At 58.7% G+C, this 26,467-nt stretch carries 25 protein-coding genes and 1 tRNA gene; 15 read left to right on the top strand and 11 right to left on the bottom strand.

Annotated features, from left to right (window positions below; translation table 11 throughout):
• Positions 1-5 precede the first annotated feature (5 nt).
• A complete protein-coding gene (ascF, locus tag IAE27_RS13990; RefSeq protein WP_004104835.1) occupies positions 6-1,448 on the bottom strand; it encodes a PTS cellobiose/arbutin/salicin transporter subunit IIBC in 1,443 nt (480 codons plus the stop codon).
• 256 nt (positions 1,449-1,704) lie between these two features.
• Here ascF and IAE27_RS13985 point away from each other — a divergent pair, with 256 nt between their 5' ends.
• The 4 genes from IAE27_RS13985 (at position 1,705) to IAE27_RS13970 (ending at position 6,637) form a co-directional block, all read left to right on the top strand.
• Complete coding sequence (locus IAE27_RS13985; protein WP_004114738.1) at positions 1,705-2,718, top strand: LacI family DNA-binding transcriptional regulator; 1,014 nt, start codon at positions 1,705-1,707, stop codon at positions 2,716-2,718.
• Between the two features lie 134 nt (positions 2,719-2,852).
• Entirely contained in the window at positions 2,853-3,380 is a 528-nt protein-coding gene (gene hydN, locus IAE27_RS13980; protein WP_004104833.1) for an electron transport protein HydN, read from the top strand.
• Positions 3,381-3,392: 12 nt separating this feature from the next.
• Positions 3,393-5,612, top strand: a complete 2,220-nt coding sequence (gene hypF, locus IAE27_RS13975) for a carbamoyltransferase HypF (protein WP_200092561.1) — start codon at positions 3,393-3,395, stop codon at positions 5,610-5,612.
• Between the two features lie 11 nt (positions 5,613-5,623).
• Positions 5,624-6,637, top strand: coding sequence for a HoxN/HupN/NixA family nickel/cobalt transporter (locus tag IAE27_RS13970; RefSeq protein WP_004104831.1), 1,014 nt, complete (start codon positions 5,624-5,626; stop codon positions 6,635-6,637).
• Positions 6,638-6,867: 230 nt separating this feature from the next.
• Here IAE27_RS13970 and norW read toward each other — a convergent pair whose 3' ends face one another.
• The gene (gene norW / locus IAE27_RS13965) at positions 6,868-8,001 is read right to left on the bottom strand and encodes an NADH:flavorubredoxin reductase NorW (RefSeq protein WP_154022389.1); all 1,134 of its coding nucleotides are present in this window, start codon (positions 7,999-8,001) and stop codon (positions 6,868-6,870) included.
• The gene (gene norV / locus IAE27_RS13960) at positions 7,998-9,443 is read right to left on the bottom strand and encodes an anaerobic nitric oxide reductase flavorubredoxin (RefSeq protein ID WP_004114730.1); all 1,446 of its coding nucleotides are present in this window, start codon (positions 9,441-9,443) and stop codon (positions 7,998-8,000) included. Before norV ends, norW begins: the two co-directional genes overlap by 4 nt.
• Before the next feature lie 187 nt (positions 9,444-9,630).
• Between norV and norR the strand changes: the two genes are divergently transcribed.
• Complete coding sequence (norR, locus tag IAE27_RS13955; protein WP_032728979.1) at positions 9,631-11,175, top strand: nitric oxide reductase transcriptional regulator NorR; 1,545 nt, start codon at positions 9,631-9,633, stop codon at positions 11,173-11,175.
• On the opposite strand, the gene gutQ is transcribed toward norR, so the two are convergent.
• From gutQ to srlA, 7 genes are all read right to left on the bottom strand, one after another.
• Entirely contained in the window at positions 11,138-12,103 is a 966-nt protein-coding gene (gutQ, locus tag IAE27_RS13950) for an arabinose-5-phosphate isomerase GutQ (RefSeq protein WP_004104827.1), read from the bottom strand. The genes norR and gutQ overlap by 38 nt on opposite strands.
• Positions 12,096-12,869 carry a glucitol operon DNA-binding transcriptional repressor SrlR gene (gene srlR / locus IAE27_RS13945; RefSeq protein WP_004104826.1) on the bottom strand — a complete coding sequence of 258 codons (774 nt, stop codon included), beginning with the start codon at positions 12,867-12,869 and terminating at the stop codon, positions 12,096-12,098. The genes gutQ and srlR overlap by 8 nt, the downstream gene beginning before the upstream one ends.
• A 68-nt stretch (positions 12,870-12,937) precedes the next feature.
• Positions 12,938-13,297 (bottom strand): transcriptional regulator GutM, encoded by a 360-nt coding sequence (gene gutM, locus IAE27_RS13940; RefSeq protein ID WP_108704637.1) that lies wholly within the window; start codon positions 13,295-13,297, stop codon positions 12,938-12,940.
• A gap of 134 nt (positions 13,298-13,431) precedes the next feature.
• The gene (gene srlD / locus IAE27_RS13935; RefSeq protein WP_004104822.1) at positions 13,432-14,211 is read right to left on the bottom strand and encodes a sorbitol-6-phosphate dehydrogenase; all 780 of its coding nucleotides are present in this window, start codon (positions 14,209-14,211) and stop codon (positions 13,432-13,434) included.
• A gap of 17 nt (positions 14,212-14,228) precedes the next feature.
• Positions 14,229-14,591, bottom strand: coding sequence for a PTS glucitol/sorbitol transporter subunit IIA (gene srlB / locus IAE27_RS13930; protein ID WP_154022390.1), 363 nt, complete (start codon positions 14,589-14,591; stop codon positions 14,229-14,231).
• Positions 14,592-14,604: 13 nt separating this feature from the next.
• A complete protein-coding gene (locus IAE27_RS13925) occupies positions 14,605-15,582 on the bottom strand; it encodes a PTS glucitol/sorbitol transporter subunit IIB (RefSeq protein ID WP_004104819.1) in 978 nt (325 codons plus the stop codon).
• Positions 15,579-16,142, bottom strand: coding sequence for a PTS glucitol/sorbitol transporter subunit IIC (srlA, locus tag IAE27_RS13920; RefSeq protein ID WP_004104818.1), 564 nt, complete (start codon positions 16,140-16,142; stop codon positions 15,579-15,581). Before srlA ends, IAE27_RS13925 begins: the two co-directional genes overlap by 4 nt.
• A gap of 262 nt (positions 16,143-16,404) precedes the next feature.
• Between srlA and mltB the strand changes: the two genes are divergently transcribed.
• The 4 genes from mltB (at position 16,405) to IAE27_RS13900 (ending at position 20,142) form a co-directional block, all read left to right on the top strand.
• Positions 16,405-17,481 (top strand): lytic murein transglycosylase B, encoded by a 1,077-nt coding sequence (mltB, locus tag IAE27_RS13915; RefSeq protein WP_004104816.1) that lies wholly within the window; start codon positions 16,405-16,407, stop codon positions 17,479-17,481.
• Between the two features lie 203 nt (positions 17,482-17,684).
• Positions 17,685-18,395, top strand: a complete 711-nt coding sequence (locus IAE27_RS13910) for a metal ABC transporter ATP-binding protein (protein ID WP_163466548.1) — start codon at positions 17,685-17,687, stop codon at positions 18,393-18,395.
• Positions 18,392-19,255, top strand: coding sequence for a metal ABC transporter permease (locus IAE27_RS13905; RefSeq protein WP_200092558.1), 864 nt, complete (start codon positions 18,392-18,394; stop codon positions 19,253-19,255). Before IAE27_RS13910 ends, IAE27_RS13905 begins: the two co-directional genes overlap by 4 nt.
• 5 nt (positions 19,256-19,260) lie before the next feature.
• A complete protein-coding gene (locus tag IAE27_RS13900) occupies positions 19,261-20,142 on the top strand; it encodes a metal ABC transporter substrate-binding protein (protein ID WP_004114723.1) in 882 nt (293 codons plus the stop codon).
• A gap of 28 nt (positions 20,143-20,170) precedes the next feature.
• On the opposite strand, the gene IAE27_RS13895 is transcribed toward IAE27_RS13900, so the two are convergent.
• Positions 20,171-20,404: a hypothetical protein gene (locus IAE27_RS13895; RefSeq protein WP_004114722.1), complete on the bottom strand. Its 234-nt coding sequence runs from the start codon at positions 20,402-20,404 to the stop codon at positions 20,171-20,173.
• 203 nt (positions 20,405-20,607) lie between these two features.
• On the opposite strand from IAE27_RS13895, the gene pncC reads away from it, so the two are divergent.
• The 6 genes from pncC (at position 20,608) to IAE27_RS13865 (ending at position 26,413) form a co-directional block, all read left to right on the top strand.
• Positions 20,608-21,105 (top strand): nicotinamide-nucleotide amidase, encoded by a 498-nt coding sequence (pncC, locus tag IAE27_RS13890; RefSeq protein WP_016809455.1) that lies wholly within the window; start codon positions 20,608-20,610, stop codon positions 21,103-21,105.
• An 80-nt stretch (positions 21,106-21,185) separates the two neighbouring features.
• Entirely contained in the window at positions 21,186-22,244 is a 1,059-nt protein-coding gene (gene recA / locus IAE27_RS13885; protein ID WP_004104808.1) for a recombinase RecA, read from the top strand.
• Positions 22,245-22,314: 70 nt separating this feature from the next.
• A complete protein-coding gene (recX, locus tag IAE27_RS13880; RefSeq protein WP_032728975.1) occupies positions 22,315-22,815 on the top strand; it encodes a recombination regulator RecX in 501 nt (166 codons plus the stop codon).
• A 130-nt stretch (positions 22,816-22,945) separates the two neighbouring features.
• On the top strand, positions 22,946-25,573 hold the full coding sequence (gene alaS, locus IAE27_RS13875; RefSeq protein WP_023321491.1) for an alanine--tRNA ligase: 2,628 nt from the start codon (positions 22,946-22,948) through the stop codon (positions 25,571-25,573).
• Positions 25,574-25,811: 238 nt separating this feature from the next.
• The gene (gene csrA / locus IAE27_RS13870; RefSeq protein ID WP_000906486.1) at positions 25,812-25,997 is read left to right on the top strand and encodes a carbon storage regulator CsrA; all 186 of its coding nucleotides are present in this window, start codon (positions 25,812-25,814) and stop codon (positions 25,995-25,997) included.
• 323 nt (positions 25,998-26,320) lie between these two features.
• Positions 26,321-26,413: transfer RNA gene (locus IAE27_RS13865), tRNA-Ser, on the top strand.
• Positions 26,414-26,467 lie beyond the last annotated feature (54 nt).

Raw genomic sequence — 26,467 nt, 5'->3', positions numbered from 1 at the left:
GGTGTTCAGGCGTGAGAAGCCTGGGTGCCGGCCTGACGCTGTCTGGCGTCGGCGGCGGCTTCTTCTTGCGGAATATCTTCAAAGCCGAGCATCAGCGTCAGGACAAACGACAGCACCACCGCCAGCGCCATGACGCCAAAGACCCAGACGATGGTCATCGGATTGGCCGGGTCGAAAAACTGGACGCTGGTGAACAGGCCCGGCGCCGCCATCGAGTGGCTGGCGAGCCCGGCAATGCCGGCCACCGCGCCGCAGATAAAGCCGCTAATCAGGCTGGCGATCAGCGGTCGCTTCAGCCGCACCGCCACGCCGTACAGCGCCGGTTCGGAAATCCCCGCCAGAATCGCAGAAGCCGCGGCCGCCAGCGCCGTCTGGCGCAGCTCCGGGTTTTTGGTTTTCCACGCCACCGCCAGCGACGAGCCGCCCAGCGACAGATTAGCGCCGATTTCCGACGGCATCACCATGCCCTCTTTGCCGGTTTCGGCGATGGTCTGAATGATCGTTGGGGTAAAGACCCGGTGCATCCCGGTCATTACCAGCAGCGGCCACAGGGCGCCCATGATCGCCACCGACAGCCAGCCGAGATAGCTGTGGATCGTATAGACCAGCGCGGAAATGGCGCTACCGATCCAGATGCCGAGCGGGCCGATCAGCAGAATCGACAGCGGAGCGGCGATCAATACGATCAGCATCGGTTTAAGGAAGTTTTTTGTCACCGCCGGGGTGATACGGTCGACCCAGCGTTCGATATAAGAGAGGCACCAGGTCATCACCAGCGCCGGGATCACGGTATAGGTGTATTTCACCGCCGTCACCGGAATAAAGGCAAACTCCACGTGCTCGCCCTGGGCGGCTTTGGCCATCAGTTCGATAAAGCTCGGGTGCACCAGCACCCCGGCAATGGCAATCGCCAGCGACATATTGGTTTTGAACTTCACCGCTGCGGAAGCGGCGACCATCAGCGGCAGGAAGAAGAACGCGCCGTCGCCGATCACCGTCAGAATAGTCAGCGTTGGCGCGCCTTTGGGCAGAGCGCCGGTCATCTCGAGGATCATTGCCAGCAGCTTAACCATCGATCCACCGATAATCGCCGGGATCAGCGGCGACATGGTGCCGATCAGCGCGTCGAGGATCCCGGCGCCGATGCGTTTCAGGGTAATAGGCGGTTTCCCCTGCGGTTCGGCCGGGCGCAGATCCCCCGGCAGCAGCGCGACCACTTCGCGATACGCCTGGGAGACGGTATTGCCCACGATCACCTGGCACTGGTTATCGCTACGCACCACGCCGAGCACGCCTTTCAGCCCTTTGAGGGTGGCGCTGTCGACCCGCTCGTTGTCTTTGACCACGAAACGCAGGCGGGTCATGCAGTGGGTGACGGCGGCAACGTTATCTGCGCCACCGATTGCCGCGATAATCTGCTGCGCCAGAGCTGCATAATTTTTAGACATCGGATTTTATCCTGTTTATCAATGGGGTACTGGCTTATCACCGCGCCGGAAAGCGGTGCGGCATCATGCATACATAGGAAACCGGTTCCACAAAATCATGATTAGTTTCATGAATGTATACAAGAAATAAAAAAATAAGATCTCGATTTTGTGATTTTGATCGCTTTGTGCACATCCGCGCGGGCGACGCGCAAATGCTGAAAAAGCGCAGCGTGTGCAGTACACTGCGGGCAACATTGGCAACAGGAATAACCACATGGCAACGATGCTGGAGGTAGCGAAGCGCGCGGGGGTGTCAAAGGCCACCGTTTCGCGGGTGCTGTCGGGGAACGGCTATGTCAGCCAGGAGACCAAAGATCGCGTCTTCCAGGCGGTGGCCGAAAGCGGCTACCGGCCGAATCTGCTGGCGCGCAACCTGGCGACGAAAAAGACGCAGACCCTCGGGCTGGTGGTGACCAACACCCTTTATCACGGCGTCTATTTCAGCGAACTGCTCTACCACGTCGCGCGGATGACCGAAGACAAAGGGCGGCAGCTGATCCTCGCCGACGGCAAGCACAGCGCGGAGGAGGAGCGCGAGGCGATTGAGTATCTGCTCGATCTGCGCTGCGATGCGATAATTATCTATCCGCGCTTTCTCAGCGTTGATGAGATGGATGAGATTATCGAAAATCATGAGCGGCCCATCATGGTGCTCAACCGCCGCCTGCGCCGCAACGCCAGCCACTGCGTCTGGTCCGATCAAAAAGCTTCGGCGATGATGGCGGTGGAAAAGCTTATCGCGCTGGGCCATCGGGAAATCGCGTTTATTACCGGTTCGCTGGATTCGCCAACCGGCGTTGAGCGTCTCTCGGGCTATAAAGACGCGCTGGCCCGCCACGGCATTGCCCTGAATAACGATCTGATCGTCGAAGGCCGCTGGACGCCGGAAACCGGCGCGGCGGGGGTTGAAACGCTGCGCCAGCGCCGCGTCGGCTACAGCGCGCTGGTGGCGAGCAACGACGACATGGCGGTTGGCGCGATGAAACAGCTGCATCAGATCGGCGTCAAGGTTCCGGAGCAGGTCTCGGTCGTGGGGTTTGACGATATCGTGCTGGCGCCGTATATGGTTCCGGCGCTCTCCAGCGTCAAAGTTCCGGTGACGGAGATGATCAAAGAGAGCATCAACCGGCTGATCTTTATGCTCGACGGCGGCGATTTTAAATTTCAGCAACTCTTCCCCGGCGAGCTGATTGAACGCGACTCGGTGGTCCCCGGCCCGCATGCCTGACGTCGTCAGCTGTCATCGTCACAACTGACGATGACAGTATCTTCCGTATTTATCTTGTTTAATATCAATTGGATAAAAGTTGGAACGTATTATGCATACTCCGGCGCGTAACCTTTTTACTGCTGGAGAAATGGATGAACCGTTTCATTATCGCCGACGCAAGCAAATGCATCGGCTGCCGCACCTGTGAAGTGGCCTGCGTGGTCTCTCATCAGGAAAACCAGGACTGTGCCGCGCTGACGCCAAAAAGCTTTTTACCGCGTATTCACGTGATCAAAGGCGTTAACGTGTCGACGGCCACCGCCTGTCGTCAGTGCGAAGACGCGCCGTGCGCCAACGTCTGTCCGAACGGCGCGATCAGCCGCGACCAGGGCTTCGTCCACGTGATGCAGGAGCGCTGTATTGGCTGTAAAACCTGCGTGGTGGCCTGTCCGTACGGCGCCATGGAAGTGGTGGTGCGCCCGGTTATCCGCCACAGCGGCGCGGGGCTGAACGTGATGGCGGAAAAAGCCGAAGCCAACAAATGCGACCTTTGCCACCACCGTGAGGAAGGCCCGGCCTGTATGGATGCCTGTCCGACCCACGCGCTGATTTGCGTCGACCGCAACAAGCTCGAACAGATGAATATCGAAAAACGCCGCCGTACCGCGCTGGCCTGGTAGGCCGGTCGCGCAATGAACGGGGTGCAGATCCGCATTCGCGGTAAAGTGCAGGGGGTGGGATTCCGCCCCTTCGTCTGGCAGCTGGCGCAGCAGCTGGGGCTGCGCGGCGACGTGTGCAACGACGGCGACGGCGTGCTGGTGCGCCTTGTCGGCGGTGATGCGCCATTTCTCGCCGCGTTAACCCGGCGCTGCCCGCCGCTGGCGCGTATCGACAGCGCGGCAGCGGCGCCTTTTGTCTGGGACGCCGCGCCGCCAGGCTTTACCATTCGCCAAAGCGGGGCCGGAAGCATGCGCACGCAGATTGTGCCCGATGCCGCTACCTGCCCGGCATGCCTGGCGGAAATGAACAACCCGCAGGAGCGCCGCTACCGCTATCCGTTTATCAACTGCACCCACTGCGGGCCGCGCTTTACCATTATTCGCGCCATGCCCTACGACCGTCCACTGACCTCTATGTCGCCGTTTCCACTCTGCACCTCCTGTGCGGCGGAGTATGGCGACCCCGCCGATCGCCGTTTCCACGCGCAGCCGGTAGCCTGCGCCGAGTGCGGGCCACGGCTGGAGTGGCGCGGGCCGCAGGCGCATTCATTTGGCGAGGCGGCTCTTGAAGCGGCGACGGCTCGCCTGATGGCGGGCGATATAGTGGCGGTGAAAGGGCTGGGTGGTTTCCATCTGTTGTGCGATGCCGGAAATCCTGAGGCCGTCGCGAGGCTGCGGGCGCGCAAGCATCGCCCGGCGAAACCGCTGGCGGTGATGCTGGCGACAACGGCGGGGCTCGATGAACCGGCGGTGACGCTGCTCACGTCCCCCGCCGCACCGATCGTGCTGCTGGATAAAACGCAGGTGGCCGGGCTGTGCGACCAGATTGCGCCAGGGCTTGCGGAAGTAGGGGGGATGCTGCCGTCTAATCCACTGCAGCATTTACTTTCGCAGGCGCTGGCGCGCCCATTAGTGATGACCTCCGGCAACCTCAGCGGTCGCCCGCCGGCGTTAACCAACGCAGAGGCGCTGGCGGATTTAGCCGGGATTGCCGACGGTTTTCTGCTGCATAACCGCGAGATTGTGCAGAGGATGGATGATTCCGTAGTGCGGCAAAGCGGCGAGATGCTGCGTCGCGCCCGCGGCTACGTGCCGGACGCGCTGGCGCTGCCGCCGGGGTTTCACGATGCGCCGCCCCTGCTGGCCCTCGGCGCGGATATGAAAAATACGTTCTGCCTGCTGCGCGGCGACGAAGCGGTGCTCAGCCAGCATTTTGGCGATCTCGACGAGGAGGGCGTTGAGGCGCAGTGGCGGCAGGCGCTGCGCCTGATGCAGGAGATCTACGCTTTTACGCCGCAGCGGGTGGTTGCCGACGCCCATCCCGGCTACCGCGCTTCGCGGTGGGCGGCGTCGCTTATGCTGCCGGTGGAGCGGGTATTGCATCATCATGCCCACGCTGCCGCGTGCCTGGCCGAGCATCGCTGGCCGCTGGAGGGCGGCGACGTGATTGCCCTGACGCTCGACGGCATCGGGATGGGGGAGAATGGCGAACTGTGGGGCGGCGAGTGCCTGCGGGTCAACTATCGCGAGTGTGAGCATCTCGGCGGTCTGCCGTCGGTGGCGCTGCCCGGCGGCGACCTCGCGGCGCGTCAGCCGTGGCGCAATCTGCTCGCCCACTGCCTGGCGTTTGTCCCTGAATGGCAGAATTATGCCGACACCGCCGCGCTGCGCCAGCAAAACTGGCCGCTGCTGGCGCGAGCAATCGAGCGTGGTATTAATGCGCCGCAGGCATCGTCGTGCGGCCGTCTGTTTGACGCCGTCGCCTGCGCGCTGGGCTGTGCGCCGCTAGCCCTGAGCTATGAGGGGGAGGCGGCATGCCGTCTGGAAGCGCTGGCGGCGACCTGCGAAGGGGGGGATCATCCGGTGACCCTGCCGTGGCGCGAAGGTAAACTGGACCTGGCGACGTTCTGGCGGCAGTGGCTAAGCTGGCAGGCGGGCCCGGCGCAAAAAGCGTGGGCCTTTCATGATGCGCTGGCCCGCGGGCTGGCGGCGATGATGCGCGAGTGCGCGAACGCGCGGAACATTCACACGCTGGCCTTCGGCGGCGGGGTACTGCACAACCGCCTGCTGACGGCGCGATTGACCTTTTATCTGGCCGATTTTACTCTGCTTTTTCCGCAGCAGCTGCCCGCAGGAGATGGTGCGATTGCCCTCGGCCAGGCGATCGTCGCTGCGGCCCGCCTGCAGGCTTAAAGGATACCCATATGATAGTGACGATTTTGCGTCAGCAGCCGCGCGCAGCGGCGCTGGTGCTGGCATTAATTGCCGCCAATTTGCTGGCCTGGGGCTGGGCTTTTGCGGCGTTCGGCGGCAGCGGCGCGCTGATGGCCGCCAGCCTGCTGGCCTGGGGATATGGTCTGCGCCACGCGGTGGACGCCGACCATATCGCGGCGATCGACAACGTGACCCGCAAAATGATGCAGCAGGGGAAGCGGCCTTTTGCCGTTGGCGCGTGGTTTTCTCTGGGACACTCGTCGATTGTGGTGCTGGCTTCGGCGGCGATTGCCGCGACCGCCACCGCGTTTGGCCAGCAGATGAGCTGGTTTCACGAGACCGGCAGCGTTATCGGCACCGCCGTATCGGCGCTATTCCTGCTGGTGATGGCTCTTATCAACCTGGTTATTTTGCGCAGCGTCTGGCGCAGCTTTCAGGCGTGGAAGCAGGGCGAAAAGGTGAGCGATGAGATTATGACCGGCGGCGGTATGATGAGCTGGCTGTTCGCGAAAACATTCCGCCTGATTAGCCGCAGCTGGCAGATGTATCTGGTGGGTTTTCTGTTTGGCCTCGGCTTTGATACGGCGACGGAGGTCGGCGTGCTGGGGATCTCCGCCGCCAGCGCGTCGAGCGGGGTATCGATTTGGTCGATTATGGTTTTTCCGGCGCTGTTCGCCAGCGGAATGGCGCTGGTGGATACGCTTGATAACGTGCTGATGGTCGGCGCCTACGGCTGGGCGTTCAGCAAGCCGCAGCGCAAGCTCTATTACAATATGACTATTACCGGCACCTCGGTGGTGGTGGCGCTATTTATCGGCGGCCTGGAGGCGCTGGGGCTGTTGATGGATAAGTTCTCTCTGAGCGGCGGCGTCTGGCGCTGGGTCGGCGCATTGAACGACCATCTCGGCGACGCCGGTTTTGCAGTGGTCGGGCTGTTCGTAGCCTGCTGGGTGCTGTCGGTGCTCAACTACCGCTGGCGCGGGTACGATAACCTGGCGCGGTAGGTTGGGCTTTCCCCGGCTTGCGCTGCGCTTAGCCGGGCTACAGGTTAACAGCCGTCTGCTGGCGGTAGCCCGGACAGATGCGCAAGCATCGCCTCCGGGAAATTATGCCACTCTGCGCGCTGCTCCCGGGGACGGCGCAAGGCGCCTGCCCGGGCTACTGCCGTCTGAGATCCGGTAGCCCGGGTAAGGCGTTTACGCCGCGACCCGGGAATAACCTCATTTCATCGAGGTTAACTCACCAGCTGCCTGAGCAGGGCAAAAGCATCTTTCATGCGATCTTCGCTAACCACAAACGCGCGCAGCCGGTTTTCGGCGTCAACGCCTTTCGCGACCAGGCCATCTTTGGCGGCAACGATATTCCACGTCAGATCCTCACGCCGGGTATCGCCCGCCAGATGCAGCGGTAAATCCGGCGTTTTGACCTTCACCAGCATCGGCGGCAGCTTCAGCTCGCCCTGCTGGGCTAACAGGTTTTTACCCAGACACATGGCGCTTAGCAGAATCGGCTGCAGAAAAGGCAGGACCATACCGTTGATTTCTGCGCAGTCGCCGAGGGCGTAAATCGCCGGATGGCTGGTTTGCAACTGGCTGTTCACTACCACGCCACGGTTTATCTCAAGCCCTGCATGCCGCGCCAGCGCCGTTTCCGGGCGCAAACCGGCGGCCGCCACTACCGCATCCACCATCACCGTACGCTGGCGGTCGAGGGTGACGCGAATCCCGTCAGTGCTCTGCTCCAGGCTTTCCAACTGAGTCTTCAGCATCAGATGCACGCCCATGTCGGTCAGACGATGCTGCAGCCGACTGCTGGCTTCCGGCGGCATCAGCGCCGACAGCACGCTGGCGGAGTTATCCAAGACCGTCACCGCTTTGCCGGCGCGGCAGAAATCCATCGCCAGCTCGCAGCCAATCAGACCGCCGCCAACGATCAGCACCCTTTTTGCATCGCGCAGTTGGCTTTGCGCCGCGCCGTATTCTCGCTGGCTATTCAGCGTCAGCATCAGCTCGCGGCCCGGCACCGGTGGGATAAACGGCGTCGCGCCGGTGGCCAGTACCAGTTTGTCATATCGCCATTCGTGGTCCTGGCTCTTCACCCGCTGATTATCAGCGTCGATATCGCTGACCCAGGTATGCGGAAACAGGCGCAGATTGTACTGCTCGGCAAACTCACCCGCCGTTTGCAGGGTCAGGTCGTCGGCGTTCTGCCCGCGGCTGACCACATGGCTGAGATCCGGTTTGTTGTACTCATCCATGCTGTCGGCGGCGATCAGGGTCAGCGGGATATTCGGGTCCTGCTTGCGAATATTTTTCACCAGCTGACGGGCCGCGAAGCCCGAGCCGATGATGACGATGCCATCACTCATTTTGCCTCCGATGCCAGTACGTCAAATACATCTTTACCCAGAGAACATTCAGGACAGAGGAAGTTATCCGGGACTTCGCTCCACGGCGTACCCGGCTGGACGTCCTGGTTCGGTTCGCCCTGTTCGGGGTCGTAAATCCACTGGCAAACGCTGCACTGCATTTTCGGGCCGAGATCGGCTGCCGCTGGCGCTGCGCAGGGCGTTACCTCAGTCGCGGCGTGTTTGGCCTGGCTCGCCGGCAGCGGGGAGAGGGCCCACTGGCGGGCGATTTCGCGACCGTGTTCACGGCACAGCTCCAGCGCGTCGAGATCCGGACGCCATTTGGCCTTCAGGCTCAGGGACATTTCAAAGCCCGCATCCTGTAAACGCGTGGACAGGCGATCAACCGCGCCGCCGCTCCAGCCGTGGGAACCGAAGGCGCTGGCGTGCTTATTGCGAAAACGCAGGCCGGTCATCTCCTCCACCAGCCCGGCGATTTTCGGCATCATCACGTTATTCATGGTTGAGGTGCCGACCAGCACGCCTTTCGAGCGGAACACGTTGGTCAGAATGTCGTTTTTATCGCTGCGGGCGACGTTGAAGATTTTCACCGCCACCCGCGGATCCACGTCGGTAATGCCCTGAGCGATCGCATCGGCCATCATGCGGGTATTGTTGGACATGGTGTCGTAGAAAATCGTGATGCGGTCTTCCTGATAATCCGCCGCCCACTCGAGATATTTTTCGACGATTTGCGTCGGATTATCGCGCCAGACCACGCCGTGGGAGGTGGCAATCATATCTACCGGCAGGTTAAAGCCGAGGATTTCGGTAATTTTCGGCGTCACCAGACGGCTGAACGGGGTCAGAATGTTGGCGTAGTAGCGCTGGCACTGCTCATAAAGCTCAACCTGGTCAACTTCATCATTAAACAGATGTTCATCGCAGTAGTGCTGGCCGAAGGCGTCGTTGCTGAACAGCACCGCGTCGCCGGTCATGTAGGTCATCATGCTATCCGGCCAGTGCAGCATCGGGGTTTCGACGAAAATCAGCTGCTTGCCGTTGCCGATATCCAGGCTGTCGCCGGTTTTCACCACGTTGAAATTCCACTCCGGGTGATGATGGTGTCCGGTGATGGAGTCGATGGCGTTGGCGGTGCAGTAAATCGGCGTGTCCGGAATTTGCGTCATCAGTTCGGTGAGCGCGCCGGCATGGTCCTCTTCCGCGTGGTTGATAATGATGTAATCGATATCGGCGAGGTCGATTTCGCCGCGCAGATTTTGCACGAATTCACGGCTGAATTTATGATCGACGGTATCGATCAGCACATTTTTTTCTTCCCGGATAAGATAGCTGTTGTAGCTGCTGCCGCGCAGCGTTTTGTATTCCGTCCCGTGGAAATCACGCACTTCCCAGTCGCGTTGGCCAACCCAATGAATGTTATTTTTAACCAGAATAGACATAGCAACCTCAATTAATTCAGCATTGTTCAAATAGGATGTTTTGCTTATATCAAGTTGCGTGCCAACTTTTTAATTTATTGAATTTAATGGTTTTTATATTTTTATTAAAATTCATTGATGTCAAAATGACAATGGTTAAAATAGTCGATATGACTATGTTAAATGTCAAAATGACTATGAGGCGAACATGAGTTTCTCCGTCGAGGCCCTGGCGAAAATCGCCATTGATTTACAAAGCGATCTCGGCCATGCCGACCGTTTCTCGCGTTTGATTACCACCCTGCGGCAGATACTCGGCTGCGATGCCTCGGCGCTGCTGCGCTATGAGGCGCACCAGTTTGTGCCGCTGGCGATTGATGGCCTGGCCCAGGACGTGCTTGGCCGGCGCTTTGCCCTTGAAGGCCACCCGCGGCTGGAGGCGATTGCTCGGGCGGGGGACGTGGTGCGGTTCCCGGCGGACAGCGATTTGCCGGACCCTTACGATGGGCTGATCCCCGGTCAGGAGAGCCTGAAGGTGCACGCCTGCGTCGGCCTGCCGCTGTTTGCCGGACAAACCCTGATCGGCGCGCTCACCCTCGACGGGATGGATGCGGACCGTTTTGACAGCTTTAGCGACGAGGAGCTGCGCCTGATAGCCGCTCTGGTCGCCGGAGCGCTCAATAACGCGCTGCTGATCGCCAGGCTGGAGAATCAAAACGTGCTGCCGGAACAGGCTATCGCGTATCCGGTATCCGAACGTCAGGAGATCATTGGCCTGTCGGCGCCGATGCTGCAGTTGAAGAAGGAGATCGACATCGTCGCGGCCTCTGACTTAAACGTGCTGATTAGCGGCGAGACCGGCACCGGCAAAGAGCTGGTGGCGAAAGCGGTGCATCAGGGGTCGCCGAGGGCGGCCAATCCGCTGGTCTATCTCAACTGCGCGGCCCTGCCGGAGAGCGTGGCGGAGAGCGAACTGTTTGGCCACGTCAAAGGGGCATTTACCGGGGCGATCAGCAACCGCAGCGGTAAGTTTGAAATGGCAGATAACGGAACGCTATTTCTCGATGAAATTGGCGAGCTTTCGCTGGCGCTCCAGGCCAAGCTGCTACGGGTACTGCAGTATGGCGATATTCAGCGCGTCGGCGACGACCGCAGCCTGCGGGTCGATGTGCGGGTGCTGGCGGCCACTAACCGCGATCTGCGTCAGGAGGTCGTGGAGGGGCGTTTTCGCGCCGATTTGTATCATCGGCTGAGCGTGTTTCCGCTGTCGGTTCCGGCGCTGCGCGAGCGGGACAATGACGTGGTGCTGCTGGCCGGTTATTTTTGCGAACAGTGCCGTGTGCGCATGGGGCTGGCGCAGGTGATTTTAAGCGAGGCGACGCGCGGCAGGCTGCTTGCGTGGGCATGGCCGGGCAACGTGCGCGAGCTGGAGCACGCGATTCATCGGGCGGTGGTACTGGCGCGGGCGACGCAGGCGGGTAATGAAGTGGTGCTGGAGCCGCAGCATTTCCAGTTTGCCGAGGAAACGCCGGCCTTGCCGACCGTTACCCCGCAGCCGTCGGTGGGAGCGGTAAGCCTGCGCGAGGCGACAGAGGCGTTTCAGCGCGAAGCGATCGCCAGAGCGCTGGCGGATAACCGTCGAAACTGGGCCGCAGCCGCCCGCGCGCTGGAGCTCGACGTCGCCAACCTGCACCGGCTGGCGAAACGTCTGGGGCTTAAAGGATCCCGGCCTGATAAAAGTTTTGCAGGTTAATCGCGCCGACCAACTGGCCGTTTTCATCCACTACCGGAGCGGCGCTGATTTTGTGCTTCATCAGGCGCTCCTTGGCTTCTATCGCGCGGCTTTCCGCTTGCAGAGTGACGCCGTTGCGGGTCATTGCCTGGCTGACGATATCCTGTAAGCTGCCGCCGCCCACCAGCCAGCGGCGCAGGTCGCCATCGGTAAAGACGCCCTGCACGTGATTGCGTTCATCGCAAACCGCCACCAGCCCCAGGCCGGTGCGGCTGAGTTCGAGCATCGCGTCCATGACGCTGGTGTCGTTAGCGACGCGCGGCACGTCGCCATCGCGGCGCATCAGATGATGGACTTTGTTCAGCAGCCGCGCGCCCAGCGCGCCCGCCGGGTGCGAACGGGCGAAATCTTCTTCGTTAAAGCCGCGGGCCTGCATGACCGCCATGGCCAGCGCGTCGCCGAGCATCAGGGTATTGACGGTGCTGGAGGTGGGCGCGAGGTGCATCGGGCAGGCTTCGCGCTCTACGGCGATATCGAGCACCGCTTTGGCCGCCAGCGCCAGCGGTGAAGTGGATTTACCGGTCATCGCCAGCAGCGGAATGGATTTTTCTTCCAGGCGCGGAACGATAAGATCCAGCTCTTTGGCGCTGCCGGAGTAAGAGATAAACAGCATCACGTCGCGGCTGTCGAGCATTCCGAGGTCGCCGTGCAGCGCTTCCGCCGGGTGAACAAAAAATGCCGGGGTGCCGGTGCTGGCGAAGGTGGCGGCCAGCTTTTTACCAATATGACCCGATTTACCGATACCGGAGACGACCAGTTTGCCCTCGCAGTGGATGATGGTTTCCGCCGCGCGGATGAAGTCGTCGCCCAGGCGTTCAGGCAGGCGGCTCGCCTCCTGAAGCTCCAGCATCAGGGTCTGGCGTCCGGCTTCTAACAGAAAGTTACTCATGATGTTCTCCAGTAATAATGACTTCGATGCCTTTGTCTTCCAGCGCCCGCTTAAATTCCGGGCTGATATCGGCATCGGTAATCAGTTTGTCCACGCTCTCCAGGCCGCAGACGATATTGGGACTTTTGCGGCCAAACTTCGACGAGTCGGCCATCAGGATAACTTCGCGGGCGGCATTGCACATCGCTTTGCTGACCGTATAAACCTCATTAAAGGTGGTGACGCCGGCGATTAAATCAATGCCGTCGGTGCCCATAAACAGTCGATCGAAGCTGAAGTGTTCGAAGGCGTTTTCCGCCAACTGGCCGTGAAAGGAGGCCGATTTTTTGCGAAACGTGCCGCCCGGCATCAGGATGGTTTGTTCGTTATCCAGTTCAGAGAGGGCGTTGACGATATGCAGGCTGTTGGTCATCACGGTAATGTTATTGAAGCGGCTGAGCATCGGTACCATTTGCAGCACCGTACTGCCGGCGTCAAGAATGATCGAGTCGCCATCGTGAATGAAGCTGACGGCGGCTTCGGCAATCCGCTCTTTTTTATGGGTGTTAATCAGCGTTTTGTGGTCGATGGGCGGATCGGCCTCGTCTTTATTTAACACCACGCCGCCGTAAGTACGGATAACGGTACCGGCATTCTCAAGGATCACCAGATCCTTACGGATGGTGGTACCGGTGGTGTCGAAGTGTTGCGCCAGCTCTTCGACCGAGCATTTGCCCTGCGATTGCAGGTGCTCGAGAATGGCTGCCTGGCGCTGACGTGGTTTCATAAGCGTTGTATCCTGCGTTTAAAGTTTCGAAATGATAATTTCGCAAGATATTAACGTTCACAACGAAATTATCCATGTTTCGGATTAAGCGCTAATGATAGTGCATTCTGACAAAGCGGATCATTGGGAAAGATCACATCAGGCTGCAATTCCTCAAGATGTTTACCGGTCAGGACGGGGATTTTTTGCGGCCTGGCGAAGACGGTGAGGCCTTTCATTAGCAGCGTATCGCAAATGCGGTCGTTTTCGTCGACGGCGATGGCGACGACGGCGCGCGGCTTGAACCGCCCCGAGGAACGGCCGACGCCGACGCGTCCCTGCTGGCACAGCCGATCGAACGCGCGATTGAACTGCCTGATTTGCCAGCCGCCAAAGGTGAGCTGGGTTATCCAGGCGATGGCGGCGACGGTGATAAGTGCGGTAACCATAAAGTCTCCTTAAGGTGTGTGCGATATTTCCCCGGAGGCGGCGCGTTGCGCCTGTCCGGTCTACCAGACAGCCGCATAATCGGTAGCCCGGACAGATGCGCAGCATCGCCTCCGGGGAAACAGTGCGCAACGTTTTAAAACATCACCTGCCCGCCGGTGACGTTGATGGACTGCCCGGTACAGTATGAAGCCTGCGGGCTGGCGTAAAACATCAGCACGTTAAGTACGTCCTGGTAATCGCAGCCGCGCTTTAGCGGGACTTTATCGATGTAATACTGCTCGACCTGCTCTTCGGGGATCCCCAGCTTGGTGGCGTACTGCGGCAGCAGCGACTGGAACATCGGCGACTTCAGCAGGTTGCCGAGCATCAGGGAGTGTACGGTAATACCGTACTCCGCGAGGTCCAGCGCCAGCGACTGCGTCAGACCCACGCCGCCGAACTTCGCCGCGCTATAGCCGGAGTTATGCTTGCTGCCCACTTTGCCGGATTTAGAGTTAATCTGGATGATGCGACCTTTAATGCCGTCGCGGATCATCAGGCGGGAAAACTCGCGGGCGCAGAGGAAGTAGCCCACCAGATTCACCTGCAGAGAACGGTCGAAATCCCCCAGCGCGAAATCGCTAATAAAGGCCGCTTTAGCGATCCCGGCGCTATAGACCAGCAGATCGACGCGGGAAAATATTTCATCCACTCCGCGAGCAAGGGCGACCACGCTGGCTTCGCTGGTGGCGTCCGCGCCGAAGCCCCACGCCGTGCCTTCGCCATACTCCGCGTTGATGGCCTGGGCGACGCGGGTCGCTTTATCGCTCTGAATATCGACTACCGCCACGCGATAGCCTTCTGCGGCAAGCCCGCGGCACAAAAACTCTCCTAAGGTTTGTCCCCCACCGATGACAACAGCAACCTGATTCATAATTTTCTCCTTACAGCTTAAGCAACAAATTTCAGTACGCAGCCGGCGGTGATGCCTTCCGGCACCGGGCCCGCCACGTGTACGGTCCCGGGGAATTCCGCTTCGCGGTGCCCGTCAAAGCGCAGCGTGATATGGCCCAGCTCGCGCAGGTTCTGTTCGGCAACGTCGCCGACGGCGGTGACCGGGTAGCGCAGCTCGCCAAGCTGTAGCTCCGTGCCCGGCACCAGCGCGCCGGACAGCTCACCGTGGTTGTGAATAAAGCAGTACTCTTCGATATCGGCCGGGGCGCCTTCGCGGAAGGTGATCAGCATTTGCTCCTCCAGCGCCATCGTCGCGCTGGCGCCGATATGGGTAATCGTGGTCTGGTAAATCACGGTCATCTTCAGGCACCTCTTATTGATAAATAAATCCGGAAACGAACCAGGCGATCAGCACCGTTGGCGCGCCGGTCAGGAAGCGACTCACCAGAACCGACGGTACGCCAACGCGCACCGTATCCTGGCGAGCTTCCGCCAGCGACAGGCCAACCGGGATAAAGTCGCAGGCGGCCTGGGCGTTGATGGCGAACAGCGCGGGCAGGGCGAGATGCGGCGGAATATTGCCGAGACCAATCTGCACGCCAATCAGCACGCCGATAACCTGGGCGATGACCGCGCCGGGGCCGAGAAACGGCGACAGCAGGGGGAAAGAGCAGATTAGCGCCAGGGTGACGAGGCCCAGCGGATGGCTGGCGAGCGGCGCCAGGCCATGGGCTACCCAGTCGCCGATGCCGGAGGCCATGATGATGCCGATCAGCGCCGCGACGAAGGCCATAAACGGCAGAATGGTTTTCAGCACCGTATCGATGGTGTCGCGCCCGGCCTGGAACAGCACCGCCACGACGGAACCCATCCCCATGCCGACTTTGGCCAGCAGGCCATCGCTCTGCTCGGTGATTTTCTTGCTGGTGTCATAGTCGCGGACCGCCGGCTGGGCTGGTGCGGCCTGCGGGGCCGGGGAGGGGCCATCTTCCAGGACGAAAATGTTCTCTTCTTTGACGCCGGAAACGTAAATATCTTCGACGATATACTGCGCCAGCGGACCCGATTTGCCGGTCGCGTGAATATTAATGGTCGGGATGCGGCGCTTCGGGTAGATACCGCAGCGCAGGGTGCCGCCGCAGTCGATAATCGCCACGCCGATTTCCGCTTCCGGCGGCTCGCCCTCTTTAAAACCATCGACCGCCTGCCAGCCGGTGAGGCGGGCAATTTTATCGACGATCGCCGGACGGGTGCCCGCGGTGATATAGACAATTTTTTTACCGGCAACGGCGTCCAGTTCGAGCGGTCCGCCCCAGCCGCCGGTGCCTTTTTCAATGCGAATACGGGTCATGATGTCGCTCCTGACAGGTGGACTTTCTGCTCAAGCTGGATGGCCATTTTTTTCTCAAAAATCGACGTGGTCAGATCGGTTACCCAGCCGCGGAAGAAGTTCGTCACCAGACCCACCAGCAAATAGCTCACCGCCAGTGGCCCTAACGGCAGGCCGAGGGTGGTCAGCCCGTTGGCGATCCCCAGATAGACGAACAGTTCGCCGGGGTTGATATGCGGAAACAGGCCGTTCATTGAGTGGCAGCTGTAGGAGGCCGCCGCGTAGTAGCTCGGTTTGTATTTCTCGGGCATAAAGCGCCCAAGGCTCAGGGTCATCGGGTTACAGAAAACGAAGGTGCCGATGCAGGGCAGCAGCAGGTAGCGCGAGATCGGATTACCGGCGCAGCGCTGCGCCAGCTTTTCGATCCGCTGCTGACCGATAAAGTTGATCAGCGCATTCATGATCACCAGCAGGCTGATCAGCAAAGGCAGGATCCCGGTGACCATTCCGGTGAATACCTCGCCTCCCTTCTGAAACAGGCCGATAAACCACTCGGCGCCGTGGGTAACGACTTCAATCATTGTTCTCTCCTTCAGCGTGTTATTTTTCTTGCTAACTGGCGGCTAATTTTAATCATTTTAAAAGGTTCAAAAGTGTTAAACTGATCGCAAAATGAAAGATAAATATTTTATTTTGAAAGTTTATGGCTGAAGTGAAAGAAAGATCCGGCGAGGCATAAGCAAAAACGGCAAGAAAAAAGAATTTACATCGTCGCCGCTTCCTTGTGAGCGGGCGCATGCTTTACCATAATTATCCCTTGCCGATTTGTTGAATGGATGTCCCATGTTGAAGCGTCGTTATCTGGCTTTACTCCCTCTTTGCGTTCTACTCGCTGCCTGCAGCAGCAAACCTCAAACCCCCGCGGAAAAGGAAATGGCGGGCGGCACGGGCGGTTTTTTACTTGAGCCGCAGCATAACGTGATGCAGATGAGCGGTGATTTCGCGAATAACCCGGCGGCGGAGCAGTTCATCGACAAGATGGTGAGCAAGCACGGCTTTGACCGACAGCAGCTGCATGAGATCCTCTCGCAGGCTAAACGTCTGGACTATGTTCTGCGTCTGATGGACCGCCAGGCGCCGACCGGGCTGCCGCCGTCAGGGCCAAACGGCGCCTGGCTGCGCTATAAAAAACAGTTTATTACCCCGGATAACGTGCAGAACGGCGTGGCGTTCTGGAACCAGTATCAGGATGCGCTCAACCGCGCGTACCAGGTTTACGGCGTGCCGCCGGAAATTATCGTCGGGATTATTGGCGTTGAGACCCGCTGGGGCAGGGTGATGGGTAAGACCCGTATCCTCGATGCGCTGGCGACGCTGTCGTTTAACTATCCGCGCCGCGCCGAATACTTCTCTGGCGAGCTGGAAACGTTCCTGCTGATGGCGCGCAGCGAACAGGATGACCCGCTCGATCTGAAAGGCTCCTTCGCCGGGGCAATGGGCTATGGTCAGTTTATGCCCTCTTCTTATAAGCAGTATGCCGTGGACTTTAACGGCGACGGGCATATCAATCTGTGGGATCCGGTCGATGCCATCGGCAGCGTGGCGAATTACTTCAAGCAGCACGGTTGGGTGAGCGGCGATCTGGTCGCGGTACAGGCGCTGGGCCAGGCGCCTGGCCTGAACAATGGGTTTAAAACTAAATACAGCGTCTCGCAGCTGGCGGCGGCAGGATTAACCCCGACCCAGCCGCTGGGTAACCATCAGCAGGCGAGCCTGCTGCGTCTGGATGTCGGTACCGGCTATCAGTACTGGTACGGCCTGCCGAACTTCTACACCATCACCCGCTATAACCACAGCACCCATTACGCGATGGCCGTCTGGCAGCTGGGCCTGGCGGTTTCTCAGGCCCGGATGCAGTAATCCCGCCTTCTGCGCTCCTCTCCGTCCGGAGAGGAGTCTGTAACATTTTGCAGCATTTCCTTTTGTTGACGCCAATTTACAATCTACGCTTCTTTTAATATTGTTATGTTATAACGTTTTATTGAGGCGTAAACATTGACTTCCTTATTGATGACTTCAGGCATCGCCCGGCTGACGATGGCCTGCGTAGTGCTGGCCGTGCTGTGGCTGGCAACCTGGTGGGCGGTATCCCTGCCATGATTAAGCTCGACCACCTGGTGGCTGGCTATGAAGGGCTGGCGATCACGCCGTCCCTTAGCGGTACGATTGCAACGGGGAGTATGACGGCGATTGTCGGCCTTAATGGCTGTGGGAAGTCGACGCTGCTCAAGACGCTGGCCGGTTTTATTCCACCGGTTAGCGGCCGTCTGAACTGGCGCGGTGAACGACCCGTTATCGGCTGGCTGGCGCAGCGTCATGCCCTGGAGTCGCAGTTTCCGTTGACGGTGCAGGATGTGGTCAGCCAGGGGGCCTGGCCCCGGGTATCGCTATTGCGCGGGCTCAGGGGAGAGGGGCGTCAGCGTATCGTCGCATCCTTAGAGCGGGTGGGACTGTTAACGATGGCGAAAACGCCGATTGAGGCGCTCTCCGGCGGCCAGTTTCAGCGCATGCTCTTCGCAAGGGTCATGGTGCAACGCGCGCCGCTGGTAATGCTTGACGAACCGTTTACCGGCATCGACGAAGCGACCTGTCGTGAGCTGATGGCGCTGATCCTCGAAATGCACCAGCAGGGACAGACGATTCTGGCGGTGCTGCACGATAACCAACGGGTCGCCGACTATTTCCCGGAAACGCTGCTGCTAACGTCGCAGCACGCCCGCTGGGGCTGTACGCCTGATGTACTGCCCGCCTTTCACTCCGCGAGGCTGGTATGATCTGGCACACCTTTATTCAACCCTTTATCGAGTTTGGCTTTATGCGCCGCGCGCTGGTGGTGTGCCTGGCGCTCTCCCTGAGCACTACGATGCTCGGCGTTTTCTTACTTTTACGTCGCATGAGCCTGATGGGCGATGCGCTCTCGCATGCGATTTTGCCCGGCGTGGCGGCGGGCTACCTGCTTAACGGGATGTCGCTGCTGGCGATGACCGTCGGTGGTTTTATTGCCGGCATTGCGGTGGCGCTGGTGGCGGGATGGGTCAGCCGACGCACGCCTTTAAAAGAGGATGCCAGCTTCGCCGGGTTTTATCTCGGCTCCCTGGCGCTGGGCGTTACGCTGGTCTCGCTGCGCGGTTCTAACGTCGACCTGCTGCATCTGCTGTTTGGCTCGATTCTGGCGGTAGACCGCGATTCGGCGCTGTTTGTCTCCGCCGTTGCCAGCCTGACCCTGATTTGCATCGCGTTGTTTTATCGCGGCCTGGTCAGTGAAGCCTTCGATAGCGTCTGGCTTCAGGTGAACTCGCGAAGATTGCCGGCGCTGCTCCACGGCCTGTTTCTCGCCCTGCTGGTGCTCAACCTGGTGGCCGGGTTTCAGGTTCTCGGCACGCTGATGGCGGTAGGCGTCATGATGCTGCCTGCCCTCGCTGCGCGCTGCTGGGCGCGAACGCTGCCGGGCATTCTGCTGCTGGCGGCGTCGATTGGCAGTTTTTGCGCGTGGATGGGGCTGAGCCTGTCGTGGGCGGCGAATTTGCCTGCCGGACCCGCGATCGTGCTGACCGCCAGCGGCATCTTTTTTGTATCGGTATTTTTTGGCACGCGCAGCCGGCTGGTTGTCGGCTGGCGTAAATTAATGGGGTAAGGAAAATGAAGCAACGTACCGGGATATGGCTGGCGCTGGCGCTGGGGCTCGCATCGCACGGGGTGATGGCGAAAACGCTGAATGTCGTGAGTAGTTTTTCCGTTTTAGGCGATATGGTGCAGCAGATTGGCGGCGAACACGTGCATGTCAATACGCTGGTGGGGCCGGACGGCGATCCGCATACCTTTGAGCCTTCGCCGAAAGATAGCGCGCTGCTGAGTAAAGCGGATGTCGTGGTAGTCAACGGTCTGGGGCTGGAAGGCTGGCTGGACCGCTTAATTAAGGCATCCGGTTTCAAAGGCGAGCTGGTGATAGCTTCCCGCGGAGTCAAAACTCACACGCTTGAAGAAGATGGCGCAACGGTAACCGATCCGCATGCGTGGAACAGCGCCGCCAACGGCGCCCTGTATGCGCAGAATATCCTTAACGGCCTGGTAAAAGCGGACCCGGATGATAAGGCTGCGCTGGAGATTTCCGGTCAGCGCTATATCAGCCAGCTCAACGATATCGATCGCTGGGCAAAAAGCCAGTTCAGCGCCATTGCGCTGGAGAAACGCAAAGTGCTCACCAGCCATGACGCTTTCGGCTATTTTGGCCGCGCCTATGGTGTGACCTTCCTCGCGCCGCAGGGATTATCGTCGGAGAGTGAAGCCAGCGCGGCGCAGGTAGCGGCTTTAATTCAACAAATTAAAGCCGACGGCGTGCATACCTGGTTTATGGAAAACCAGCTCGACCCAAGGCTGGTCAAGCAGATCGCCAGCGCAACGGGCGCGCAGCCGGGCGGTGAACTCTATCCTGAAGCGCTCTCTAAACCCGGCGGCGTGGCGGACAGTTATGTGAAAATGCTGCGTCACAACGTCGAGCTGATTGCGGCCAGTATGCAATAGTTTCTGCCGGCCCGCAGGGGGCCGGTTTTTATCCGGGCTGCCCGTTAAGTATCTGCTTGATTCTTTTGCTTAAAGTAAATCCATAGATCACGCAGCCGACGCCCAATAAGAGCTGCACGCCTTCACACAGGGGATTGAAGGAGCGGGTGAAAATATGCAGAAGCGCGGTGAACAGTGAAAATAAGCCGCATAAGAACAGGCAAAGGCGCACCTGACGGATTTTTTGCAGACTCTGCTCTGCGGTAAAGGGGGCTTTGGCCATTCCAGATAACCTCGAATTTAACTCTTCCTTTAATGTGCGGTGAATTGTGACACCGGTGACATCAGGCTGCTATCCGAAAGTGCTGCGACAGCGTGGGCGATGATTTTCGCAAGCCTCCTCGTAAATTCGCCACCCCGTCCCCATATCTTCGCTGGAAGTGCTATCTTTGATGGCCTGTTTATAGAGCTTACGTGGGGCGACGAATGACAGATTCGGAATTAATGCAGCTGAGCGAGCAGGTGGGGCAGGCGCTGAAAGCGCGCGGCGCGACGGTGACCACGGCGGAGTCCTGCACTGGCGGCTGGGTCGCCAAAACCCTGACCGATATTGCCGGCAGCTCGGCGTGGTTTGAGCGCGGTTTTGTGACTTACAGTAATGAAGCCAAGTCGCAGATGATTGGCGTCAGCGAAGCGACGCTGCTTGACCATGGCGCGGTGAGCGAACCGGTGGTCGTGGAGATGGCGATTGGCGCCCTGCGCGCGGCTCGCGCGGACTACGCGATTTCGGTCAGCGGCATCGCCGGGCCGGATGGCGGCAGCGCGGAAAAGCCGGTGGGCACCGTCTGGTTTGGCGTGGCGAGCGCCAGCGGACAGGGCGTAACCCAGCGCGAATGCTTTGCCGGAGACCGGGAGGCGGTGCGCCGCCAGGCCACGGCCTATGCGCTAAATCTCCTCTGGCAACAATTTCTACAAAATACTTGATACTGTATGACTATACAGTATAATTGCTTCAACAGAACAGAATTGACTACCCGGTTACACCCGGCATGAGAGGAGTAATAATGGCTATCGACGAAAACAAACAGAAAGCGTTGGCGGCAGCACTGGGCCAGATCGAAAAACAATTCGGTAAAGGCTCCATCATGCGCCTGGGTGAAGACCGCTCCATGGATGTGGAAACAATCTCCACCGGCTCGCTTTCCCTGGATATCGCCCTGGGCGCAGGCGGCCTGCCGATGGGCCGTATCGTCGAGATTTACGGGCCTGAATCTTCCGGTAAAACCACGCTGACGCTGCAGGTTATCGCCGCCGCGCAGCGTGAAGGTAAAACCTGTGCGTTTATCGATGCGGAACACGCGCTGGATCCGGTTTATGCTCGCAAGCTGGGCGTCGATATCGACAACCTGCTGTGCTCCCAGCCGGACACCGGCGAGCAGGCTCTGGAAATCTGTGACGCGCTGGCGCGTTCCGGTGCGGTAGACGTTATCGTCGTCGACTCCGTTGCGGCGCTGACGCCGAAAGCGGAAATCGAAGGTGAAATCGGCGACTCTCACATGGGCCTCGCGGCGCGTATGATGAGCCAGGCGATGCGTAAACTGGCGGGTAACCTGAAGCAGTCCAACACGCTGCTGATCTTTATCAACCAGATTCGTATGAAAATTGGCGTCATGTTCGGTAACCCGGAAACCACTACCGGTGGTAACGCGCTGAAATTCTACGCCTCCGTGCGTCTGGATATCCGCCGTATCGGTGCGGTGAAAGAAGGTGACAACGTTGTCGGCAGCGAAACCCGCGTTAAAGTGGTGAAAAACAAAATTGCCGCGCCGTTTAAACAGGCCGAATTCCAGATTCTCTACGGCGAAGGTATCAACTTCTTCGGTGAGCTGGTCGATCTCGGCGTGAAAGAGAAGCTGATTGAGAAAGCGGGCGCCTGGTACAGCTACAACGGCGATAAAATTGGTCAGGGTAAGGCGAACGCGATCTCCTGGCTGAAAGAGAACCCGGCTGCAGCAAAAGAGATCGAGAAGAAAGTTCGTGAACTGCTGCTGAGCAATCAGGACTCCACGCCGGACTTCGCGGTTGATGGCAACAGCGAAGCAGAAACCGAACAAGATTTCTGATATCGTCTGAACAGACTAACAAGGGGCCGCTTATGCGGCCCTTTTGCTTTTTTGATTAGCGAGGTTGCCCGTGACTGAAACTTCATCCCGCCGCTCTGACTATGCCCGTCTGCTGGATCGCGCGATTCGCATTCTGGCAATGCGCGACCATAGCGAACAGGAGCTCAGGCGCAAACTGGCTGCGCCGGTGATGAGCAAGAACGGCCCTGAAGCGCTAAACGTAACGCCGGAAGAGGTCGATAACGTTGTCGAATGGTGTATTGAGAACCGCTATCTGGACGACGATCGCTTTGTCGGCCAGTTTATTGCCAGCCGCAGCCGCAAGGGATACGGCCCGGCGCGCGTCCGCCAGGAGCTAAAGCAGAAGGGGATTTCCCGCGAGACGATAGAGTCAGCCATGCGTGACTGCGAAATCGACTGGGCACAGCTTGCTAAAGAGCAGGCGCAGAGAAAATATGGCGAACCCTTGCCCACCGTATTTGCAGAAAAAGTCAAAATTCAGCGCTTTTTGCTCTACCGCGGCTATCTGATGGAAGATATCCAGGAAATCTGGCGAAATTTTGCAGATTGACCCATCCGGGATTTTACTTCCCCGTAAAGAAAACTTATCTTATTCCCACTTTATTTTCGTGAGTAGCCTGCCGGTCGATACTGGGTAGTGGCTGCCAGCGACATTTCGTTAGCTTGATTTCAGGATAATTATGAGCAAGAGCACCGCTGAGATCCGTCAGGCGTTTCTCGACTTTTTCCATAGTAAAGGACATCAGGTAGTTGCGAGCAGCTCCCTGGTGCCGCATAACGACCCGACCCTGCTGTTTACCAACGCCGGGATGAACCAGTTCAAGGATGTTTTCCTTGGTCTCGACAAACGTAATTATTCGCGCGCAACCACCGCGCAGCGTTGCGTTCGTGCGGGTGGTAAGCACAACGATCTGGAAAACGTCGGTTACACCGCGCGTCACCACACCTTCTTTGAAATGCTGGGTAACTTCAGCTTCGGCGACTACTTCAAACAGGACGCTATCAAATACGCATGGGAACTGCTGACCGGTGAGAACTGGTTCGCCCTGCCGAAAGAAAAACTGTGGGTGACCGTCTACGAAACCGATGACGAGGCGTTCGACATCTGGGCAAATGAAGTTGGCGTACCGCGCGAGCGTATTATTCGCATCGGCGACAATAAAGGCGCGCCTTTTGCTTCCGATAACTTCTGGCAGATGGGCGACACCGGGCCGTGCGGTCCATGCACCGAAATCTTCTTCGACCATGGCGACCATATCTGGGGCGGCCCTCCGGGAACGCCGGAAGAAGACGGCGATCGCTATATTGAGATCTGGAATATCGTCTTTATGCAGTTCAACCGTCAGGCTGACGGGACAATGGAGCCGCTGCCTAAGCCGTCCGTGGATACCGGTATGGGCCTCGAACGTATTGCCGCCGTACTGCAGCACGTTAACTCCAACTACGATATCGATCTGTTCCGCGATCTGATTAAGAGCGTGGCTGACGTCACCGGCGCGACCGATCTCTCTAACAAGTCCCTGCGCGTTATCGCTGACCACATTCGTTCCTGCGCTTTCCTGATTGCTGATGGCGTTATCCCGTCGAATGAAAACCGCGGCTACGTGCTGCGCCGCATCATTCGTCGCGCAATCCGTCATGGCAACATGCTGGGTGCGAAGGAGACCTTCTTCTGGAAACTGGTCGCCCCGCTGATTGATGTGATGGGCTCCGCCGGCGAAGAGCTGAAACAGCAGCAGGCTCAGGTTGAGCAGGTGCTGAAAACCGAAGAAGAGCAGTTTGCCCGTACTCTCGAGCGCGGACTGGCGCTGCTGGATGAAGAGCTGGCTAAACTACAGGGCGACACGCTGGACGGCGAAACCGCTTTCCGCCTGTACGATACTTACGGTTTCCCGGTTGACCTGACCGCCGACGTTTGCCGCGAACGCAACATCAAGGTTGACGAAGCCGGCTTTGAAGCCGCAATGGAAGAGCAGCGCCGTCGCGCGCGCGAATCCAGCGGTTTTGGCGCGGACTACAACGCGATGATCCGCGTTGACGGCGCCTCTGAGTTTAAAGGCTATGACAGCCTGGAACTGAACGGCAAAGTGACTGCCCTGTTTATCGATGGTAAAGCGGTAGATGCGGTGAACGCCGGTCAGGAAGCCGTAGTGATCCTCGACCAGACGCCGTTCTACGCTGAATCCGGCGGCCAGGTGGGGGATAAAGGCGAGCTGAAGGGCGCCGGTTTCTCCTTCCAGGTCAGCGATACACAGAAATACGGTCAGGCAATTGGTCATATTGGTAAACTGAATGGCGGTTCGCTGAAGGTCGGCGACGCCGTACAGGCAGATGTCGATCAGGCTCGCCGCCAGCGTATCCGTCTGAACCACTCCGCGACGCACCTGATGCACGCGGCGCTGCGTCAGGTTCTCGGTACGCACGTTGCGCAGAAAGGCTCCCTGGTCAACGACAAAGCGCTGCGCTTCGACTTCTCGCATTTTGAGGCGATGAAGCCGGAGGAGATCCGCGCGGTTGAAGATCTGGTGAACGCGCAAATCCGTCGCAACCTGCCAATCGAAACCAATATCATGGATATTGACGCTGCTCGTGAATCAGGCGCAATGGCGCTGTTTGGCGAGAAGTATGACGATCGCGTTCGCGTGCTGCGAATGGGCGATTTTTCCACCGAGCTGTGCGGCGGAACTCACGCCTCGCGTACCGGTGATATCGGCCTGTTCCGCATCACCTCTGAGTCTGGCACCGCCGCAGGCGTGCGCCGTATCGAAGCGGTCACCGGCGAAGGCGCGATGGCGCTGCTGCATGCGCAAAGCGATCTGCTGGGCGATATTGCGCAGCTGCTGAAAGGGGATACCCACAGCCTCGGCGAGAAGGTACGCGCCGCGCTGGAGCGTAGCCGTCAGCTGGAAAAAGAGCTGCAGCAGCTGAAAGAGCAGGCTGCCGCGCAGGAGAGCGCAAACCTCTCCAGCAAAGCCGAAGAGATTAACGGCGTTAAGCTGCTGGTCAGCGAGCTGGCCGGCGTTGAGCCGAAAATGCTGCGTACTATGGTTGACGATCTGAAAAATCAGCTGGGTTCAACGGTTGTTGTGTTAGCTACGGTCGCAGAAGGTAAGGTTTCTCTGATTGCGGGTGTGTCTAAGGATGTGACAGACCGCGTGAAAGCAGGGGAACTGGTTGGTATGGTCGCCCAGCAGGTGGGCGGTAAAGGGGGCGGTCGTCCGGATATGGCGCAGGCCGGCGGTACCGATGCGTCTGCTCTCCCTGCTGCGTTGGCCAGTGTGAAAGGCTGGGTAAGCGCAAAACTGTAATAACTATAATCGCATAGATGCTGTGGTTCTCGGACTACAGCATCTTGCGCGAGAAGCACTGATAACGATAAAGTCGGGTTGAAGTTGTGTATATCGGCTAAACTTAGGTTTAACAGAATGTGATGCCGTGACTGCTTACACCGTAGGGTGTTTGTCATCGCTTACTTTTTGGCGTTATATGATGGATAATGCCGGGATACGAGAGACCCGACTCTTTTAATCTTTCAAGGAGCAAAGAATGCTGATTCTGACTCGTCGAGTTGGTGAGACCCTCATGATTGGAGATGAGGTCACTGTGACAGTTTTAGGGGTGAAGGGTAACCAGGTTCGTATTGGCGTAAATGCCCCTAAAGAAGTCTCTGTGCATCGTGAAGAGATCTACCAGCGTATCCAGGCTGAAAAATCCCAGCAGTCCAGTTACTAAGGTTTTCGCGCCTCGCTGTTTGGTGAGGCGCATCCCTCCCAGGTTCGTTTTTTCCACTTTTCTTCTCCGACAGCCTCTCTTTTTTGTCGTTTACGCGGATTCCGCTCCCGTTATCTTTTGCGTTAGCAGCAGCAAAATCAGCAATTTCTTGTTGATAAAATACTCTTTTTGCCGTTTTCACAGGCTAATTGCGCGGGAAGTGTGCAAACGAAAAAAAGGTCTCGAAAAAAGGTTTGACTTATAAGTACCAGAAAGTAATATGTGCGCCATCGCAGCGACGAAGAGCAGAAACAAGTTCTTCGAAGCACTCGTAAGAGGCGTGTGGTGAGGTGGCCGAGAGGCTGAAGGCGCTCCCCTGCTAAGGGAGTATGCGGTCAAAAGCTGCATCCGGGGTTCGAATCCCCGCCTCACCGCCATTTTGCATCCGTAGCTCAGCTGGATAGAGTACTCGGCTACGAACCGAGCGGTCG

The sequence above is a fragment of the Klebsiella sp. S69 genome, from assembly GCF_016516145.1.
GTDB classification, from domain to species: Bacteria; Pseudomonadota; Gammaproteobacteria; order Enterobacterales; family Enterobacteriaceae; genus Klebsiella; species Klebsiella oxytoca.
The sequence above is the reverse complement of the archived record's forward strand: the minus strand, read 5'-3'. Positions and strand labels throughout refer to the sequence as shown.